At 70.3% G+C, this 16,648-nt stretch carries 14 protein-coding genes; 5 read left to right on the forward strand and 9 right to left on the reverse strand.

The window, feature by feature from the left end; translation table 11 throughout:
* Nucleotides 1-3 precede the first annotated feature (3 nt).
* The 4 genes from JMJ55_RS16440 to JMJ55_RS16455 form a co-directional block, all read right to left on the reverse strand.
* Nucleotides 4-2,085: a type VI secretion system Vgr family protein gene (locus JMJ55_RS16440; protein WP_202826665.1), complete on the reverse strand. Its 2,082-nt coding sequence runs from the start codon at nt 2,083-2,085 to the stop codon at nt 4-6.
* 92 nt (nt 2,086-2,177) lie between these two features.
* Nucleotides 2,178-3,092 (reverse strand): hypothetical protein, encoded by a 915-nt coding sequence (locus tag JMJ55_RS16445; protein WP_202826666.1) that lies wholly within the window; start codon nt 3,090-3,092, stop codon nt 2,178-2,180.
* 18 nt (nt 3,093-3,110) lie between these two features.
* Nucleotides 3,111-3,536, reverse strand: coding sequence for a hypothetical protein (locus tag JMJ55_RS16450; RefSeq protein ID WP_202826667.1), 426 nt, complete (start codon nt 3,534-3,536; stop codon nt 3,111-3,113).
* Between the two features lie 17 nt (nt 3,537-3,553).
* Complete coding sequence (locus JMJ55_RS16455) at nt 3,554-4,942, reverse strand: carbohydrate porin (RefSeq protein WP_202826668.1); 1,389 nt, start codon at nt 4,940-4,942, stop codon at nt 3,554-3,556.
* Nucleotides 4,943-5,106: 164 nt separating this feature from the next.
* On the opposite strand from JMJ55_RS16455, the gene JMJ55_RS16460 reads away from it, so the two are divergent.
* From JMJ55_RS16460 to JMJ55_RS16470, 3 genes are all read left to right on the forward strand, one after another.
* Entirely contained in the window at nt 5,107-5,814 is a 708-nt protein-coding gene (locus JMJ55_RS16460; protein ID WP_202826669.1) for an RraA family protein, read from the forward strand.
* A 71-nt stretch (nt 5,815-5,885) separates the two neighbouring features.
* On the forward strand, nt 5,886-6,185 hold the full coding sequence (locus tag JMJ55_RS16465) for a hypothetical protein (RefSeq protein ID WP_202826670.1): 300 nt from the start codon (nt 5,886-5,888) through the stop codon (nt 6,183-6,185).
* Nucleotides 6,186-6,262: 77 nt separating this feature from the next.
* Entirely contained in the window at nt 6,263-6,724 is a 462-nt protein-coding gene (locus JMJ55_RS16470) for an acyl-CoA thioesterase (protein ID WP_202826671.1), read from the forward strand.
* Here JMJ55_RS16470 and JMJ55_RS16475 read toward each other — a convergent pair.
* Nucleotides 6,721-7,671, reverse strand: coding sequence for a Bug family tripartite tricarboxylate transporter substrate binding protein (locus tag JMJ55_RS16475; protein ID WP_202826672.1), 951 nt, complete (start codon nt 7,669-7,671; stop codon nt 6,721-6,723). The two genes, JMJ55_RS16470 and JMJ55_RS16475, sit on opposite strands and share 4 nt — an antisense overlap.
* A gap of 113 nt (nt 7,672-7,784) precedes the next feature.
* Between JMJ55_RS16475 and JMJ55_RS16480 the strand changes: the two genes are divergently transcribed.
* Together JMJ55_RS16480 and JMJ55_RS16485 are read left to right on the forward strand one after the other, a co-directional pair.
* On the forward strand, nt 7,785-8,537 hold the full coding sequence (locus JMJ55_RS16480) for an enoyl-CoA hydratase (protein WP_202826673.1): 753 nt from the start codon (nt 7,785-7,787) through the stop codon (nt 8,535-8,537).
* 11 nt (nt 8,538-8,548) lie between these two features.
* A complete protein-coding gene (locus tag JMJ55_RS16485; RefSeq protein WP_202826674.1) occupies nt 8,549-9,559 on the forward strand; it encodes an NAD(P)H-dependent flavin oxidoreductase in 1,011 nt (336 codons plus the stop codon).
* 18 nt (nt 9,560-9,577) lie between these two features.
* Here JMJ55_RS16485 and JMJ55_RS16490 read toward each other — a convergent pair whose 3' ends face one another.
* The 4 genes from JMJ55_RS16490 to JMJ55_RS16505 all read right to left on the reverse strand — a co-directional run bounded on the left by JMJ55_RS16490 (nt 9,578) and on the right by JMJ55_RS16505 (nt 16,646).
* Nucleotides 9,578-11,107 (reverse strand): DHA2 family efflux MFS transporter permease subunit, encoded by a 1,530-nt coding sequence (locus JMJ55_RS16490; RefSeq protein ID WP_202826675.1) that lies wholly within the window; start codon nt 11,105-11,107, stop codon nt 9,578-9,580.
* Between the two features lie 120 nt (nt 11,108-11,227).
* Nucleotides 11,228-12,319 carry an HlyD family secretion protein gene (locus JMJ55_RS16495; RefSeq protein ID WP_202826676.1) on the reverse strand — a complete coding sequence of 364 codons (1,092 nt, stop codon included), beginning with the start codon at nt 12,317-12,319 and terminating at the stop codon, nt 11,228-11,230.
* 10 nt (nt 12,320-12,329) lie between these two features.
* Nucleotides 12,330-12,821, reverse strand: coding sequence for a MarR family winged helix-turn-helix transcriptional regulator (locus JMJ55_RS16500; protein WP_202826677.1), 492 nt, complete (start codon nt 12,819-12,821; stop codon nt 12,330-12,332).
* 27 nt (nt 12,822-12,848) lie between these two features.
* Nucleotides 12,849-16,646: a translocation/assembly module TamB domain-containing protein gene (locus tag JMJ55_RS16505; protein WP_202826678.1), complete on the reverse strand. Its 3,798-nt coding sequence runs from the start codon at nt 16,644-16,646 to the stop codon at nt 12,849-12,851.
* Nucleotides 16,647-16,648: the final 2 nt, after the last annotated feature.

Below are 16,648 nucleotides of genomic sequence, written 5' to 3' on the forward strand. Positions count from 1 at the left end.
GGCTCAGCCGATCATGATGATGGCGCCGGAGACCTGGGTCATGGCATCGCCCTTGACCGTGGTCATCAGCCCCTTCGCCTCGAGCATCACTGTGCCCTCGAGCTTCACCATCATCCCCTTGATGCTGACACCTGTCTGATCGACCTTCACCTCCGAGGCGCCGACCTTCAGCGTGATCCCCTGCATCGCCTCGATCGTGACGGCGCCAAGATCAAGCTTCAGCCCGAAATTCCCCATGGCGAGCTTGGTGCTCATATTCCCCATGGAGAGTTTCAGATCGTAATTGCCCTTGTCCAGGGTCTGCGACAGGTTCCCGGTACTGAGCTTGTAGGTGTCGTTGCCGGTCTTGATCGTGGTGGAGAGGTTGCCGGTCGACAATTCGTAAGTGTCGTCTCCCTGTTTGATCGTGGTGGTCCGGTTGCCTTCCTTCACCGTCAGGGTCTCGTCGCCCTTGATGGTGGTGGTCCGGTGGCCGGTGTTCTGATCCTTGTGGTCGCCGACCACGTCGCGGACCTCGTCGCCGCCGACGGTCGTCTTCAGCTGCCGCTCGACCTCGACATTCATGTCCCGCTCGGCGTGGATCAGGACCTCCTCGCTGTCCTTCTTGTCGTCGAGGCGGATGATGTTCGCGGTGTCCTTGCTCTCCGATTTCGAGGAACGGGTGCGGATGCCGCTTTGGGTCTTGTTGTCGGGCAGCGGGAAGGGCGGCTTGGCATCGGCATTGTAGAGCGAGCCTATGACCACCGGCCGGTCCGGGTCGCCATCGAGGAAGGCGATCAGCACCTCATCGCCGATGCGCGGCAGGAACCAGGTGCCGCCCCAGGCGCCGGCGAAGGGCTGCGCCACCCGGATATAGCAGGAGGAGGTCTCGTTCTTCTTGTCGTCCCGATGGTCCCAGAGGAAATGCACCTTCACGCGCCCATGCGCGTCGCAATGGATCTCCTCGCCCGAGGGGCCGGTGACGATCGCCGATTGCACGCTCGGGACCAGCGGCCGCGGCCGGTGGCGCGGGCTGCGCCAGGCCTGCTCTGCGGGGATCACCGTGAAGCTGTTGGAATAGCCCGCGCTGCCCGCCTCCTCCATGCCTTGCAGGCGGGTCTCGTCATAGGCCTCGTGCGTGACCTCGGTGATCAGCCAAGGCGCCGTCGCGCCGGTTCCGTCCGTGATCTGCACCTTGTGGCCGGGCGAGAGCGGGGCGAATTGCGACCGCCCGGTGCGGAGGCGCGCCGCCGCCTCGTGCCGCCGCATGCGCAGATCGGCGGTATTCCCCGCCTCCGGCCGAACCGTCTGGCCGCCGGGCCAGCGATAGACCTGCAAGGCTTCGGCGAATTCGTCGGGCAGCGGCAGCACGGTCGGTGCCGTATTCTCGGTGAGCTGAGTGGGCTTGAGATTGTCGAAATCGACCGTCTTCAGCTTGCCTGGCTGCGCGACCGTCACCGAGGACCAGCCGGTCACCGCCACCGCCTTGTCGGCATTGCCGCGCACCTCGAGGGTGATGCCGTCGAGTGCGGGGAAATTGCTCGGCTCGCCGCTGATGGTGAAGCCGTGGGAGCCCTCGCCATGGACGAAGTAGTAGGTGCAGCCGGCCTCATCCAGCAGGCGGCAGATGAAGTCGAAATCCGTCTCGTTGAACTGGGTGCAATAGGGCCGCGGATCGCCCGGCATGCCGCGGAAGGTCACCGGGCCGACATTGCATTCGTCGATCAGCGTCTGGATCACCGTCTGGACCGGCTGGTCCTGGAAGATCCGGCAATCCATCGTCCGGGTCAGGAACCAGAATTTCGGCACCGCCTCGAAGCGGTAATGCGAGAGGTCGTCGCGGCGCGAGCCGCCGCTGCCGAAGCTGCTGATGATGCCGTGGAAATGCCGCCCGGTGCCATTGTCATGGTCGGCAATGGTGCAGGTGATGGCGGTGCCGATCATCTCCGCCGCGGTGATGTCGTCCCGCTCGGCGACGAGGTTACCCTGTATGACGAAGGGCTGTTCCAGGGCCTCGCTGACCACCAGCCGGCGCAGCAGGACCGCATCCTCGCCAAGCACGGTCTTGGCCCGGAGCATCCGCTGCGATTGGTTCAGCCCGGCCATCCAGCGTCTGCTCCCGACCCACTCGTTTCCCCAAGATAACCCCCTTATACCCTAGGTTGGAAGTGAAGCAGCGCCTCCCTCTGTCGCAAGCGTCACCGGGCGGGGCAGACGCAGGCGAAGCCGCTGCAATTGAGCGGGATGCCGGAGCGCATCGCCTGGCTCGCCGCATGCGCGTCCTCGGGGAAGACCACCCGCTCCGCCACCATGCCGCCGACCACACCGCCCACCAGCCCGGCGACGAGGCCCACGGTGATGACCACCCAGCCAGGCGGCGTGGCGACCAGCAGGCCAAGCCCGACGCCGGCCAGGGCGGCCGCGGCCTCCCCGCCAACCACGCCGCCGGCGAAGCCGACCGCCTGGTGCTTCGCAAGGTTCGCCCGCTGCTCCGGCGGCGCCTCGGCGATCTCATGCGCCGAGTAAGCCAGGGCAAGGCCGGCCAGGATGCCGCCGCCGAATCGCAGATGCCGCGCCGAGCGTGGTATGCTGGCATCGACCCCGGCATTGGACTGGGTCGCACTCAGGATCAGATTCTCATAGGCAGTGGCGCCGGTGAAGCCGCCTCCCTGTTGGCGGCGCAGGAGGTTCTGATAGGTGCGGCCGCCGAAGCCATATTTGCGCCAGTCCCGCACTTCCAGCCGGACCTGCATGGCGGGCCCGGTGGGGATGCGCCAGAGCCGCGCGGCCTGGGCCCGCCGCCGCACCGCCCATTCTGACAGTTCCCGGAGCGCCGCCTCGCTCGGAGCTGGGCCCAGCTTCGCCCGCCGCTCAGCGATCTCGGCGGCCGCTTGGCTCAGGGCCTGGTGATAGCGGTGCCGCACGGGCTCCAGCACGCTGCCAAGATAGAGGTTCCGCATTCCCTCGCCGGCGAGGCCGCTGCCGGCCTCGTGCAGGATGGCGATCGCCTCCTGCTCGTTCCTGGCCGGGACGGTAACGCTGTAGCAGAGCCCGGCCGCGTCATCCTCGACATGGACGGTGACGAGGCTGATGCCGGAGATCTCATCGGCCATGGCACGACGCCTTCCTGTTCAGGGGATGACCGGGAGGTCGCGGGGGGAGGGGAGATGGCGGAGCGCCCGGTCCCGCAGCGCCGCCGCCTCGGCCAGGGTGAGGCTGGCGACGCCGTCCCGGCTGCGCCGCAGCGCCGCCGGCGCCTCGGCCAGTTCGACCAGCAGCACGCCGCCCGCGGCTTCCAGCACCGGCCGCAGCGGGCCGCGCAGGGCCGGCTCCGCGCCGCGGCACTCGATGCTGATGGCGGTCGCACCCCCGGCTTCGGGCAGCACCCACCAGCCGGCCTCGCCGCCCGTGAAGCTGTCGCCGATCCGGATGAACATCGCCTCGCCCATCCCCCGGAGGCCGATCCGCCGGGCCTCGCCGCCAGGGCGGCGCAGCAGGAGGGCCGTGCCGGACGCGTCCGGCATCGCCTCAGCCCTGGCGCGTCCGAGCCAGCCCAAGCCCGCCTCCTTCAGTCCTAGAATGCGGCATGCAATCTTAGGCCGAAAACCGGTACCGGCCCACGATCGGAATTATAGGCCGGGTTCACCAGCAGCTGGGCATTGGCCGCGAGGTTCAACCCCGGCGCCAGGTTCCAATCGTAATAGGTCTCCATGATCGCCTCCGGCGCATAGCGCAGACGCCCGTCGCCGGTGATGAAGCCGATACCGCCCGCCTCCAGGAAGCGGCGATGCGCGCCGGACAGGCCGCCGACATTGAAGCCGAAGCCGAGCGTATCCAGCGCCCGGCCCCAGGTATGCCCCTTGACCGAGGCACCGGCCGAGACCGACCAGTCCATCTCGGTGAACATCCAGTTCTGCGCTCGCCCGTCATTCCAGCCGAGCCGGGCGAAGAGGCCGAGGCTGTCGCTCACCTCCTGCTCAAGGTTCAGTGCCGCCATGCCCTTGGTCCGGTAGCCGCGCAGCGGCTCGGTATCCTCGACGCCGGCCTCGACCGCCGAGGTCAGCCGGTTCCAGGTGGAGGAGCGCGTGCGGGAGAGGCCGCCGAGCAGCCGCAGCACCCCCGGCCGCCGGCCGATCTCCCAGGCCTGCTCGAACTGCGTCAGCCACTGCCAGGCCCGGCCGATATTGGTGTCGAGCGAGAGGCCGTTGGCCTGCCGTGCCACCATGAAGGCGCCGGTGCGGATGGCATTGGTGCCGTTCTCCCATTCCAGCACCAGCCCGTTGGTGAAGCCCCGCGCATCGGCCGCGTAGTCCACGGCCCCGGCGGCGACCAGCGCCCAGTTCAGGAACTGGCTGCGCGCATCATGGGCGTAGCGGTTGTCGTCGAAGAAATCCCAGGCGGAGACCTTGCCGATGGTGATGGTGATCCTCTCCCGCGCCAGCGGGCCGGTGAAACGCATCGGGTCGGGGTCCTGCCCGGCGGCATCGGCGGACAGGTCGATGGTCTGCCGGAGGAAGATCCGCGACATGAATGCGTAAGGGTCGTTGCTGCCGAGCCGGAAGGCCTCGTTGTTCGGGAAGGCCGCCGCGCCGCGGGCATTGGAGAGGCCGAAGCCGCGGGTGACGGAGGGCACCGCGATCACCTCCGCATTGCTCCAGAGCCGGCGGCCGAGCACGATGTCGATCGACTGGGTGTTCTCCAGCGAGAATTTCGGAGAGAGGCTGTTCTCCCCCTGATAGGGCGAGCGGAAGCGGGTATGACCCTGCAACACGCCGGTGAACTGGCCTCGCAGCAGCCAGCCCTCCGCCTCCCGCCGGGCCAGCCATTCCTCGCCACCATCGATCAGGGCATCGATATTCGGCTGGTAGATCGGTCCCGCCGTGCCACGCTGCGCCCGCGCCGGCGCGGCCCAGGTCAGCGCCGCCAGCAGCACGAGGCCTATCCGTCCAAGCCTTGCCTTCATGCCACCGACTCCCGCCTCGCCCGGCGCTGTTACGCGAGCCGCGGGGCCGGCGGCAACCGGCCGGGCTGCACTGTCCCGGAAGCGTCATGCAGCCGGAGCGGCGATCCGGGTTTGACCCGGGACCGGGCCTCCCCGAAGCTAGGGCAGTCGGGAGGACAGACAGCATGACCGAACGCCCCTTCACCCGTGCCGACCTGGATCTGCTACGGCGCTGGGACACGCCCACCATCTGCAATGCGCTGGAGCTGGTGGCGCCGGCCCGGCGCGGCCGCGGCTTCACCCTGAAGCCCTTCACCGCCGCCGATCCGTCCCTGCCGCCGCTCTGCGGCCTGGCCCGCACCGGCCAGATTCGTGCCGCCGCCCCCTCCGGCCGGACCCGGGAGCAGGACCGCGAGGCGCGGATCGGCTGGTACGAGTATGTCGCCGATGCCGACCTGCCGACCATCGTCGTTATCGAGGACCTGGACGAGACGCCCGGCATCGGCGCCTTCTGGGGCGAGGTGAACAGCAATGTCCATAAGGGCCTCGGCTGCCAGGGCTGCGTCACCAGCGGGTCCTTCCGCGACCTCGACATGCTGGCGCCCGGCTTCCAGATCATCGGCGGCATGATCAATCCGAGCCATGCGCATGTGCATATGGTGGATTTCGGCCGCGACGTGATCGTCCACGGCATGCCCTGCATGCATGATGATGTCGTCCATGCCGACCGGCACGGCGCCGTCGTCATCCCGGCCGATGCGGTGCGGCAGCTCCCTGCCGCGATCGATCTCTGCACGCGGCGCGAGGCGGTGATCCTGGAGATGGCGAAGCGCGACGATTTCGACATCCACAAGCTGAAGGACGCGCTCTCCCGCGCCGACGACATCCACTGATCCGGGGCCTGCTGCCGGCGCTGCTGCTGATCGCCGCGCCGGCGCTGGCCGAACCGGGCTGGGAGGCGGCGGTGCCGCAGATCCTGCCGGCGCTGCGCGCCTGCCTCGGCGGCGATCTCGGGGCCTTCGTGGACGATGTCCGGCCGAGCGGGAATGGCCGGCTGGAAATCCGGGTGCGGCGCGGCCGCGCGACGGAACGCTGCCTCGCCAGCCCCGCCGGCCAGGTGGCGATGCGCCTGCCGCTGCCCGATGCGGCCCCGCCGGAGCCGGCGGCGACGGCCTTCTTCCTCGAACGCCGCTGCGTCGATGCGCGGCGCGTCGCGGCGCCGGGCGGCACGATCCTGGGCTGGCTGGCCTATCCCGCCTGTTGAAGCGGTTCGGCCTCTCGCCGGCCCCGGCTGGACAAGCGGCGTGTCTTGCGGAGGATGGCGCCCGCAGGAGGGTGCGGATGGCGGAATCTGGCAGGCCGGTGCTGACGGTGGTGCGCCCCGATTGGGTCGACCATTACGGCCATATGAACATGGCCTTCTATCTGGCGGTCTTCGACATGGCGACCGACCAGCTCTGGCCCAGCCTCAATCTCGGCCCGGCGCTGCATGCGCAGGGTTTCGGCACCTTCGCCGCAGAGACCTGGGTGAATTATGTCCGCGAGGTGCGGGAGGGCATGCCTCTCTCCTGCACCAATGAGGTGCTGGCCTATGACGGCAAGCGCCTGCTCGCGCTGCATCGGATGTTCCATGCCGAGGAGGGCTGGCTCGCGGCGGAGAACGAGGTGCTCTATCTCTGCATGGACCTCTCGGTGCGACGGGTCGGGCTCTGGCCGGAGGATGTGCTGGCCCGCTTCGCCGCCCGCTGCACCGGCAACCCGCCGCGCCGCCTCTCGCTGCAGCGCCGGCCGCAGCCCTCCTAGTCGATGCGGAGATTCATGCGTTGCAGCACGGGCGCCCAACGCGCCGCCTCCTGCCGCATGAAATTGGCACATTCCTCCGGCCCGCTGCCGATGGCGAACTGCCCTTCGCCCAGCAGCCGGTCGCGGAGACCGGGCTCCTGCAAGGCCTGGCCCGCCGCCGTGGCCAGGCGTTCGATCATGGGGCGCGGCGTCCGGGCCGGGGCGACCAGGCCGAAATACGTCTGCGCCACCGCCTCCGGCGCGGTCTCGGCGAAGGTCGGGATCTCGGGAAAGCCGGGCATGCGGCGGTCGCCGGTCCAGCCGATGATATGGCCCTGGCCGTTCCGATGGGTCCCGATGGCCGATGCGCCACCGACCACCAGCAGATCGAGCGTGCCCGCCAGGAAGTCGTTCAGCTGCTGCGCGTCGCCGCGATAGGTCACGTCCTGCATGCGGATGCCGAGGCTGTCCGCCACCAGCACCGCGGCGATGTTGTTGAAGCTGGACGGTCCGTTGGTGCCGTAGTTCAGCTGACCAGGTCGCGCCTTCGCCAGGGCGACGAAATCCGGGATGGTCTTCGGCAGCCGGTTCTGCAGCACGAAGGCGAAGGGCAGGATGCTGAGCAGCGAGACCGCGGCGAAATCCTCGGGTCGGTAGGAGAGGTTGCGCATCAGCAGGGGGTTGAGGGTCAGGGTTGTGCCGGAATTGACTAGCAGCGTCAGCCCGTCCGGCGCCGCCCGTGCGACATACTCCGCGCCCACCACCGTCGCCGCGCCCGGCCGGTTCTCTACCTGCACCGGCTGGCCGAGCAGGGGCGCCATGCGTTCGGCCAGCAACCGGCCCATCACATCGGTCGAACCGCCGGGCGGGAAGGGCACCAACAAGGTCACCGGCCTCGCCTGGGCCAGTGCCGGTGCCGCAAGGCATAGCCCGAGCGCGGCGCGCCGGCCGATCCTGGTCCAAGCCATCCTGGTCCTCCCTTGGTCTTTGGGCGGAGCCTCGCATGCCCGGCGGCGCAGGGGGAGGGCCGCTTGACGCCGGCCGAACGAACCGCCCCAATGCCAACCAAGGAGAGGGTGCCATGACCGAGAACATTCAGGTGGCGGTGGAGAACGGCGTCTGCACCGTCACCATCGCCCGGCCGGAGAAGAAGAATTCCCTGACCCGCACCATGTATGCGGGCCTTGCCGGGGCGATCGAGAGCAGCGCCGCCGACCCGGCCGTGCGCTGCCTGCTGCTGACCGGCGCGGGCGAGGTCTTCTGCGCCGGCAATGATATCGGCGAGTTCCAGAACCGGGCTCCGGAAGATCCTAACGCGCCGCCGCCGAGCCGGCGCTTCTATTATGGCCTGGCGAATTACGAGAAGCCGATCGTCGCCGCCGTGCCCGGCCTCGCCATCGGCATCGGCTGCACGATGCTGATGCATTGCGACATCGTCTATGCGGCGCCGGAGGCACGGTTCCGCATGCCCTTCGTCGATCTCGGCCTGGTGCCGGAGCTTGGCTCCTCGATGATCGTCCCCTGGATGGTCGGGCGGCAGAAGGCGGCGGAGCTGATGCTGCTCGGCGATTTCTTCGATGCCGCGGCGGCGAAGGAGATGGGCTTCGTCAACCGCATTATCGACCGGACCGAATTGCTGGCGAAGGCCCGCGCGACCGCCGCCATGCTGGCGGCGAAGCCGCCCGAGGCGATGCGGCTGACGCGGCGGCTGCTGCGGCAGCACCATGCCATCCTGCTCGAGCGGATGGAGGAGGAGAGGAGTATCCTAGGCGCACAACTCCGGACAGCCGAGACCCAGGCCATCATGGCCAATGTGCTGAAGCCGAAGCGCTGAAGGAGGCCCGCATGTCCCTCATTGATTCCTTGAAGGGCCGGCTCTCCTTGCCGCTCATCGGCTCGCCGCTCTTCATCATCTCGGTGCCTGATCTGGTCGTCGCGCAATGCACGGCGGGCATCATCGGTGCCATGCCCTCGCTCAATGCACGGCCGGCGGAGCAGTTCGAGGAATGGGTGATCGAGATCAAGGAAAGGCTGGCGGCGCATGATGCGCGGCATCCGGATAGGCCGTCGGCGCCCTTCGCCATCAACCTCATCGTGCATAAGTCGAACGACCGGCTGGAGCATGACCTCGCCATCTGCGTGAGGCACAGGGTGCCGCTGATCATCACCTCACTCGGCGCGCGGCCGGAGGTGAACCAGGCGGTGCATTCCTATGGCGGCTATGTGCTGCATGACGTGATCAACCAGCGCTTCGCGCATAGCGCCATCGACAAGGGGGCGGATGGGCTGGTGCTGGTCTGCGCCGGCGCGGGCGGGCATGCGGGGGCGCTCTCGCCCTTCGGCTTCATGCAGGAGACGCGGGCGTGGTTCGACGGGCCGATCGCGCTGTCGGGCGCCGTCGCCAATGGGCGGAGCGTGCTGGCGGCCGAGGCGCTCGGCGCCGACTTCGCCTATGCGGGCAGCGCCTTCATCGCCACACAGGAGGCGCGGGCGCAGCCGGAGCAGCAGCAGATGATGCTGGAGTGCGGGGCGGAGGACATCATCTACACCAACCTCATCACCGGCGTGCACGGCAACTACATGAAGCCGAGCCTAGTGCGGGCGGGTCTCGACCCGGACAACCTGCCGGGCAGCGATCCGAGCAAGATGGATTTCAGCTCCGACCGGAAGAAGCGCTGGAAGGATATCTGGGGCGCCGGGCAGGGGATCGGCGCCGTGAAGGCGGTGGAGCCGGCGGGCGATGTGGTGGCGCGCTGGCGGCGGGAGTACCACGCGGCGCGGGCGCGGCTCGGGGCCGGCTGTCCGCTGGTCAACCCCGCCTGGGAGAAGGTGATGGAGGCGGCGGCGGCCGAGTAGGCCGCCGCCCGTCGCGCATCAGTCCATCGCCGCATGCGCCGGGTCGGGCGCGGCGGCCTTGGGCGGGCGCTTCATCAGCGGCAGCAGGACGAGCATCGCCAAAGCGAGGATCATCAGCAGCCAGTAGTCGTCGGCATAGGCAATGATGCTGGCCTGGCGCGTGACCTCCTGGTTCAGCAGCGCGGCGCCGGGGACGGTGGAGGGGTCCCACCAGCGGTGGATCGCCGGGATGTCGAAGACCCGGTTCAGCGGCGAGACGTGCATCGCGAGATCCGCATGCACGATCTGGGTGTTGCGCGTCAGCATCGCCGACATCGCCGAGATCCCGATGGCGCTGCCGAGGTTGCGCAGCAGGCTGATAAGCGAGGTGCCGTCGGTGCGGAGCGTCTGGTCGAGCGTTGCGAAGGCGACGAGGTTCAGCGGGATGAAGACGAAGCCCAAGCCCACGCCTTGCAGGATGGTTGCCGTGACCAGCGTCCGCATCGAGACATCGGGCGTCCAGCCGGTCATCTCCCAGAGCGTCCAGGCGAGGATCAGCACGCCCATCGCCATCACCTTGCGCGGATCGAAGCGGCTGGCCAGGCGCCCGGCGATGAACATCGCGGCCATGGTGCCCAAGCCCCGCGGCGCCATCGCTAGGCCGGCGGTGAAGACGGGGTAATTGCCGAGCGTCTGCAGGTAGGGCGCGAGGAGCGCCGAGGTGGCGAAGAGGATGACGCCGACGGCGAACATGATGCCGAGCCCGGCGGCGAAGTTGCGGTCGCGGAAGATGTGCGGCGGGATGAAGGGCCGCTCGGCCGTCGCCATGTGGACGAGGAAGAGGTAGAGGCCGAGCCCGGCGAGCACCGCCTCGACGATGATCTCGGTCGAGCCGAACCAGTTCAGCAGCTCGCCGCGGTCGAGCATGATTTGCAAGGCGCCGACGCCGAGGGCGAGCACGCCGAAGCCGAACCAGTCGAAGCGGCGGCCGGATTGCGACTCACCTTTGGGCAGGAAGAACATCAGGCCGAGCAGGGCGAGGATGCCGAAGGGCAGGTTGACGTAGAAGACCCAGCGCCAGTTCAGGTTCTCGGTCAGGTAGCCGCCGAGCGTGGGCCCGAGGATCGGGCCGACCATCACGCCCATGCCCCAGATCGCCATGGCGGAGCCGCGCTGCTCGGGCGGGTAGATGTCGAGCATGGTCGATTGGCTGAGCGGCACCAGCGCGGCGCCGAAGGCGCCTTGCAGCAGGCGGAAGATCACCATCTGGTCGAGTGACTGCGCCGCGCCGCAGGCGACGGAGGCGAGGGTGAAGCCGCCGACCGAGGCGAGGAAGACGGCGCGCCGCCCGAAGCGGGTGACGAGGAAGCCGACCGGCGCCGTCAGGATCGCGGCCGCGGTGATGTAGCTGGTCAGCACCCAGGTGATCTGGTCGGAGGTCGCGGCCAGCCCGCCCTGCATATAGGGCAGGGCGACATTGGCAATGGTGCCGTCCAGCGCCTGCATCAGCGTCGCCACCATGGCGCAGACGGTGATGATGCCGCGATGCGGCACCGCTTGCTCGCTCATTGCCTGTTCCTGCCCTGGCCGGTGCCGATCCGCGGCTCTGCCGCGGACCGCGTGCCGAAATCTCGGGCGTGGGGGAGATCGGGGCCTCCGCGACGCCGCGCAGCGGTGTCGCGGGGAGAACTAGAAGATATCGGAGAGATGCCGCTCATGGCCGGTATCGATGGAGACAATGGCGCTCATCCCCGCGCGCAGCGGCGGCGCGCCGTCCTGCGGCTCGACGCGGATGCGGACGGGGATGCGCTGCACCACCTTCACCCAGTTGCCGGAGGCGTTCTGCGCCGGCAGCACACTGAAGGTGGAGCCGGAGGCGGGGCTGATGCTCTCGACCACGGCCTTCCAGGTGATGCCGGGATAGGTGTCGATGGTGACGGTCGCCGCATCGCCCGGCTTCACATAGGTCAGGTCAGTCTCCTTCGGCAGCGCATCCACCCAGACCCGGTCGGAGGAGACGAGGGCGAAGGCCGGCGAGGCGGCAGCGAGATACTGGCCCGGCTGCAGGCTCGAGACCTGCGTCACGGTGCCGGCGAAGGGCGCCCGCAGCGTGGTGTGGTCGAGCTGGCGCTGCGCCTCGGCGAGGCGGGCCGCGGCCTCCAGATAGTCAGGATGCTGTTCGACCGGCATGTCCGGCTTCCCGCCAAGCTTGGCAAGCTGCACCTTCGCCTGGGCGCGCAGGGATTCGAGCTGCTGCTGCGCCTGCTGCAAGCCGTAGCGCGCCTGGTCATAGGCGGAACGGGTGACGGCGCCGCTGTTCACGATCTGCGCCGCGCGATCAAAGGTCGCCTGGGCAAGCTGCACCGCCGCCTCCTGCGCCGCCGCGTCGCGCAGCAGGCGCTGGTAGTCGGCCTCCATGGAGGTGAGGGTCAACGCGATCTGCTGCTGCTGTGCCCTGGCCTGGTCGAGCGCATGCTGGAACGGGGACGGGTCGAGCTGGACCAGCACCTGGCCCTCGGTCACGCGATCGCCTTCGCGCACCGCGATGCGCTGGACGATGCCGGAGATATCGGTCGCCAGCAGCAGCCGGTCGGCCTGGACATAGGCATCGTCGGTGCCGGCATAGCGGCCGCCATTCAGCCAGAACAGGCCGGAGCCCGCGACGACGGCGAGCACGCCACCCACCATCAGCACGGGCCGCAGCCAGCGCCGGCGGCGCTTTGGCGCCTCCGCCGCAGGCTCGGCCTCGGGCTTCGCAACGCGAATCGAACCTTCGGGCATGGGAATTCTCTCAGGCAGCGAAGCCGGCTTCGTCATCGCCGGCCAGCAGGTTGGATTTCATGAGCAGAAGGGCATCCCGAACCGCAGCGCGTTGTGCCTCGGGGAGGTTGCGCGTGGTGGTCGCATCGAAGGCGGCCTTCGCCTCGTCGATCTCGGCCAGCACCGGCGCCGCTTCCGGCCGCAGATGCAGGCGCCAGCAGCGGCGGTCGCTGGGATCGGCCCGGCGCTCGATCAGGTTGCGGGCCGCCAGGCGGTCCACCAGCCGGCCGACGGTGATCGGCTCCACCTCCAGCAGTTCCGCCAGCTCGCGCTGGGTCAGCCCGTCATGGCGGCGGAGGCGGACCAGGATCATCCATTGCGCGCGGGTCATCCCATGCGCTCGGGCGACCCGGTCCGCCATGGTGCGGATCAGCCGCGCCACATCGGTCAGGAGCAGCAGGAGGTCATCGTTCGGCGGGATCGTCACGCCGCTGAAGATAAGCCGCGTTATTATCAGCCGCATCAGGGCCGACGCGCACGTTCCTGTGTTTTAGTATTCGAACTCGTAGGAAAGCCCGAGCCGATCGCCCGCTGGCCCGGTCGCGGTCTGGCCTTCGAGCTTGATGTTGGGGGTGATCTCGACCTGCACCCCGACACCGGTCTGGCCCCCATTGGTGCCCTGCCGCACGCCGAGGAAGACGCCCGGCGCCACATACCGCCCTGCCTCGACCGTGGCGCCGGAGGTATTGCCGGCCGTGCCGCTCGACACCCCCAGCCGATCGAGGCCGAGCGCGCTCCGCACTCGGTCCAACGCCCCGGCCCCGCCACCACCGACGCCCGTGAGCTGCGCCACCGCGGCGGCAAGCTGGGCAATCTCGAAGGGCGAGAGGTTGCTGGTCGAGCGGTCGAAGAGGAGGCGCGCCAGCACCTCATCCTGCGGCAGCTCCGGCGAGGAGGTGAAAGCCACCTCCGGCGCGGTCGGGGTGCCGGTGACCGCGACGGTGATGGTCGTGCTGCCGCTGACCGTCGCCTGGGCCGCGAGATCGAGCTGCGGCGTCAGATTGCCCGAGACGAAGCTGATCGTGCCGCGCTGGAAGGTCAGCGTCCGCGTGAGGATGTTCAGCGTGCCCCGCCGCAGCTCGAGATTGCCCGAGGGCACCGGCGCCGCCACCGTGCCGCCGACATCGATGGCGCCGCCCATCTCGACATCGATCCCTCGTCCGCGGATGAAGACCCGCTGCGCCCGCACCTTCACCGCGAGGCCGAGCGGCGGCGCGCCGGGGGCAGGGGGGCCGCTGGCCGGCTTCGGTGGCGGCGGCTGCACCACCCCGGCGGGGGGGCGACCGCGCTGCCGTACATTGGTCAAGGTCGGGACACTGGCCGGAATTTTCTCCGGCACCCGCACCTCTGCCTGATCAATCCGCACCTCGCCCGTGACCTGGCCGCCGCCGGTGATCGGCCCCACCACTTTGAGGTCGGCGCCGATGCGGGCGGTGACGAGGTCGGAGGTGACCGGCCTGGCATTGCGCGCGGTGATGGTGAGGTCGGCAGGGAAACCGGGCGCCCCGGCATCGAGGCTGCCGCGGACACCGATCGTGCCGCCGCCTGTGGTCTTGCCCTCCAGCCGCTCGATCACCAGCCGGGTGCCATCCCCCGTCACGACGCCGCCGAGATCGGAGATGCGCACGCCGGTCGCCGCATTGCGGTAGTCGCCGCCCGACAGCGTGGCCCGGCCGCCGAAGCGCGGCGCGCCGATGCTGCCTTCCGCCCTCAGCGCGAGCGCCAGCCGGCCCGTCACCCGATCCGCTCCGGCGGCGAGGAAGGGTCCGGCCAGCGGCGCCAGGTTCAGCGTGCCATCCACTCCGGCCGTCAGCGGCGCCTCCGTCCCGAAGCCGCCCGGCAGCCGGGCCGTCGCCACCACCGTCCCGGCCGGGCCGGCGCCGATCTCGGCCCGCAGTTCCGCGGCCTGACCGGTCATGCCACCCTCGGCCCGCAAGGTTACCGGCGGCAGGCCGCGCGCCCAGTCGGCGCCGAGGCCGATGCCACTGCCGTTCAGCCGCGCCCGGATCTCCGGCCGCGCGACCGGGCCGGTGGCGCGGACCTCGCCGGTCAGCATGCCCTGGGGCTTGAGGTCGGGGGCGAACCGCTCGGCGAGGGAGAGGGGCAGGGCGGCGATGGTCACACCGAGATCGGCCCGCTGCGGCCCCCAGCGCCCGGCGGCCTGAACCCGGCCGCCCTGGCCGATGGCGAGTGCCAGACCCGCCACCTCCACCCCGCCATCGCCGCCGAGGTTGATGCGTGCCGGGCCGGCGAGGCGCAACGTCTCACCCATCGCCTGCGCCTCCAGCGCCGCGAGGTCGAGCCGCCAGCCGCCTTCCGCCGAGGCGAGGCGGCCGCGGCCGGAGACCTCGCCTTCCGTCGCCTTGCCCCGCAGGGTCCAGTCGAGCGCCGCGGGCGTGCCCCGGGCCGTCGCCTGCAGGCTGCCCTGCTGCCCGGCATAGAGCAGGCGCGGCGCATCGAGCCGGATATCGAAGCCTTGTACACCAGAGTCCGGCGCCAGCTTCGCTTCCAGCACCAGCCGCCCGCCGAGCCCGGCCTGCCCGGCCAGCCGCCCGAGCGGCGCCAGGTCGGTGGCCTCCAGCCGCGCCTCGCCGGTGAAGAGCTTCGCCGCCGGCTCCAGCCGGCCGCTGGCGGTCAGTTGGGCCGGGCCCAGCCGCGCCTCGGCGGCCTCGATCTGCACCGCATCGCCGTCGGGCTGGCCGCGGAAATCGATCACCGCCGGCAGCCCGTCGAGCGTCGCCGTCAGATGGGCCGTGCCGCGCGGGGCCGAAGCGGGGGTCGCCACCTGGGCGTCGAGCACCAGTCCTTCCAGCACCCGGCCCGCCGCGGCGATTCGGCCGGAGCGGGCATTGATGGTCAGGTCGGGATCGGCCAGCTTGCCGGCCGCATGGACGGTCGCCTCCAGGGCACCCTCCGAGCCGGCACCAAGCACCTCGAGCCGCGGCAGGGAGAGGGTGGCGTCGAGCCGCACCGGCTCGGCCAGGTTGCCGCGGGCGGCGAACCGTCCCTCGGCGCCGTCCAGACTCGCATCGAAATCGGGACCGGGCAGCGCGCCGCGGAGCGCGAGGCGCGGCGCCGGGCCCAGCACCGCATCGGCCTGCGCCACGCCGGTGGCGAGGCCGGCGGGGGTTGCCGTCATCTCGACCGCCGGCTTCGCCATGGTGCCGGTGACATGCGCCTCGGCCGCCACGCCCTGCCAGGCGAGCCCGGCCGGCAGCAGCGCGCCGAACCGGGCGGACTCCGCCAGGGCCAGCCGCAATCGCAGGTCCAGCGCCTCGGTGCCGAGATCGGCGGTGCCGGTCGCATCCAGCCGACCGGCCGGCAGGGTCAGGCCGAGCCCGTGCAGCGCCAGCCGCCGGTCGGCCGGGAGGTCGGCATCCAGCCGGAAGCCGAGCGGCACCGCGAGCGGCCTCAGATCGGCCGGCAGCAGCGGTGCTGCCCGCGCTTCGCCCTCCAGCGTCGCACCGAAGGCACCATCCGGCGCGGCCCGTACGGTGCCCTTCGCCGCCAACGCCACCTCCGGCCCGAGCCCGGCCTGGAGGTCCAGCGCGGCGCCGGAGGCCGGCCCGTCCAGGGTCAGGGCCAGCCGCAGCGGCGCATCGCCCCAGCCACCCTCGGGCGGCGGGATGAAGCCGGCGATCAGCCCGCCCGGTGCCTCGTCGAGCTGGAACCGCGCCGAGAGCTTGTCCGCAGCTGGGGTCAGGGCGAGGTTGAGCGAGGCGGTCAGCTCCGCATCCAGCCGCCGCAGATCGAGCGAGGCCAGCAGCGCGCCGGAGTTGAGCCGCGCCTGACCCTCCAGCGCCAGCACCGCCGCCTGGCCAAGCACGGGTTGCCCGAGTTCGATCCGCCCGATCGTCAGCCGGTCGAGCGCCACCGCGACCGGCAATTGCGGCAGATGCGGGAGCACATTCTCGGAGGCGGGCGTGGGTTCGGCCGGCTGATCGCCGCCGGCCGGCAACCGGGACAGCGCCACCCGCGCCACCTCGATCCGCTCCACCCGGAGGGTGCGGGAGGCGAGGGCGAGGAGGTCGAGGTCGATCCGCCCATTCTCCAGCACGACCCATTCGCCTGCATCATCGGCATAGGCAATCCGGTCGAAGCCGAGATGGCCGGGCAGGGGCCCGCGCAGCCCCTCGATCCGCAGGCCGGGGACGAAGCCCATCGCCTGGCGCGCCAGGAATTCCCGCCCGCCCTCGGTATTCACCCAGGCCAACGCCCCAGCCAGGACCAGAACCGGCAGGAGGATCAGCAGCGCCAGGGCGCCCAGCAGCCATCGGAGCCAGCGCATCG

The organism is Belnapia mucosa (assembly GCF_016775475.1).
In the GTDB taxonomy this organism is placed as follows: Bacteria; Pseudomonadota; Alphaproteobacteria; order Acetobacterales; family Acetobacteraceae; genus Belnapia; species Belnapia mucosa.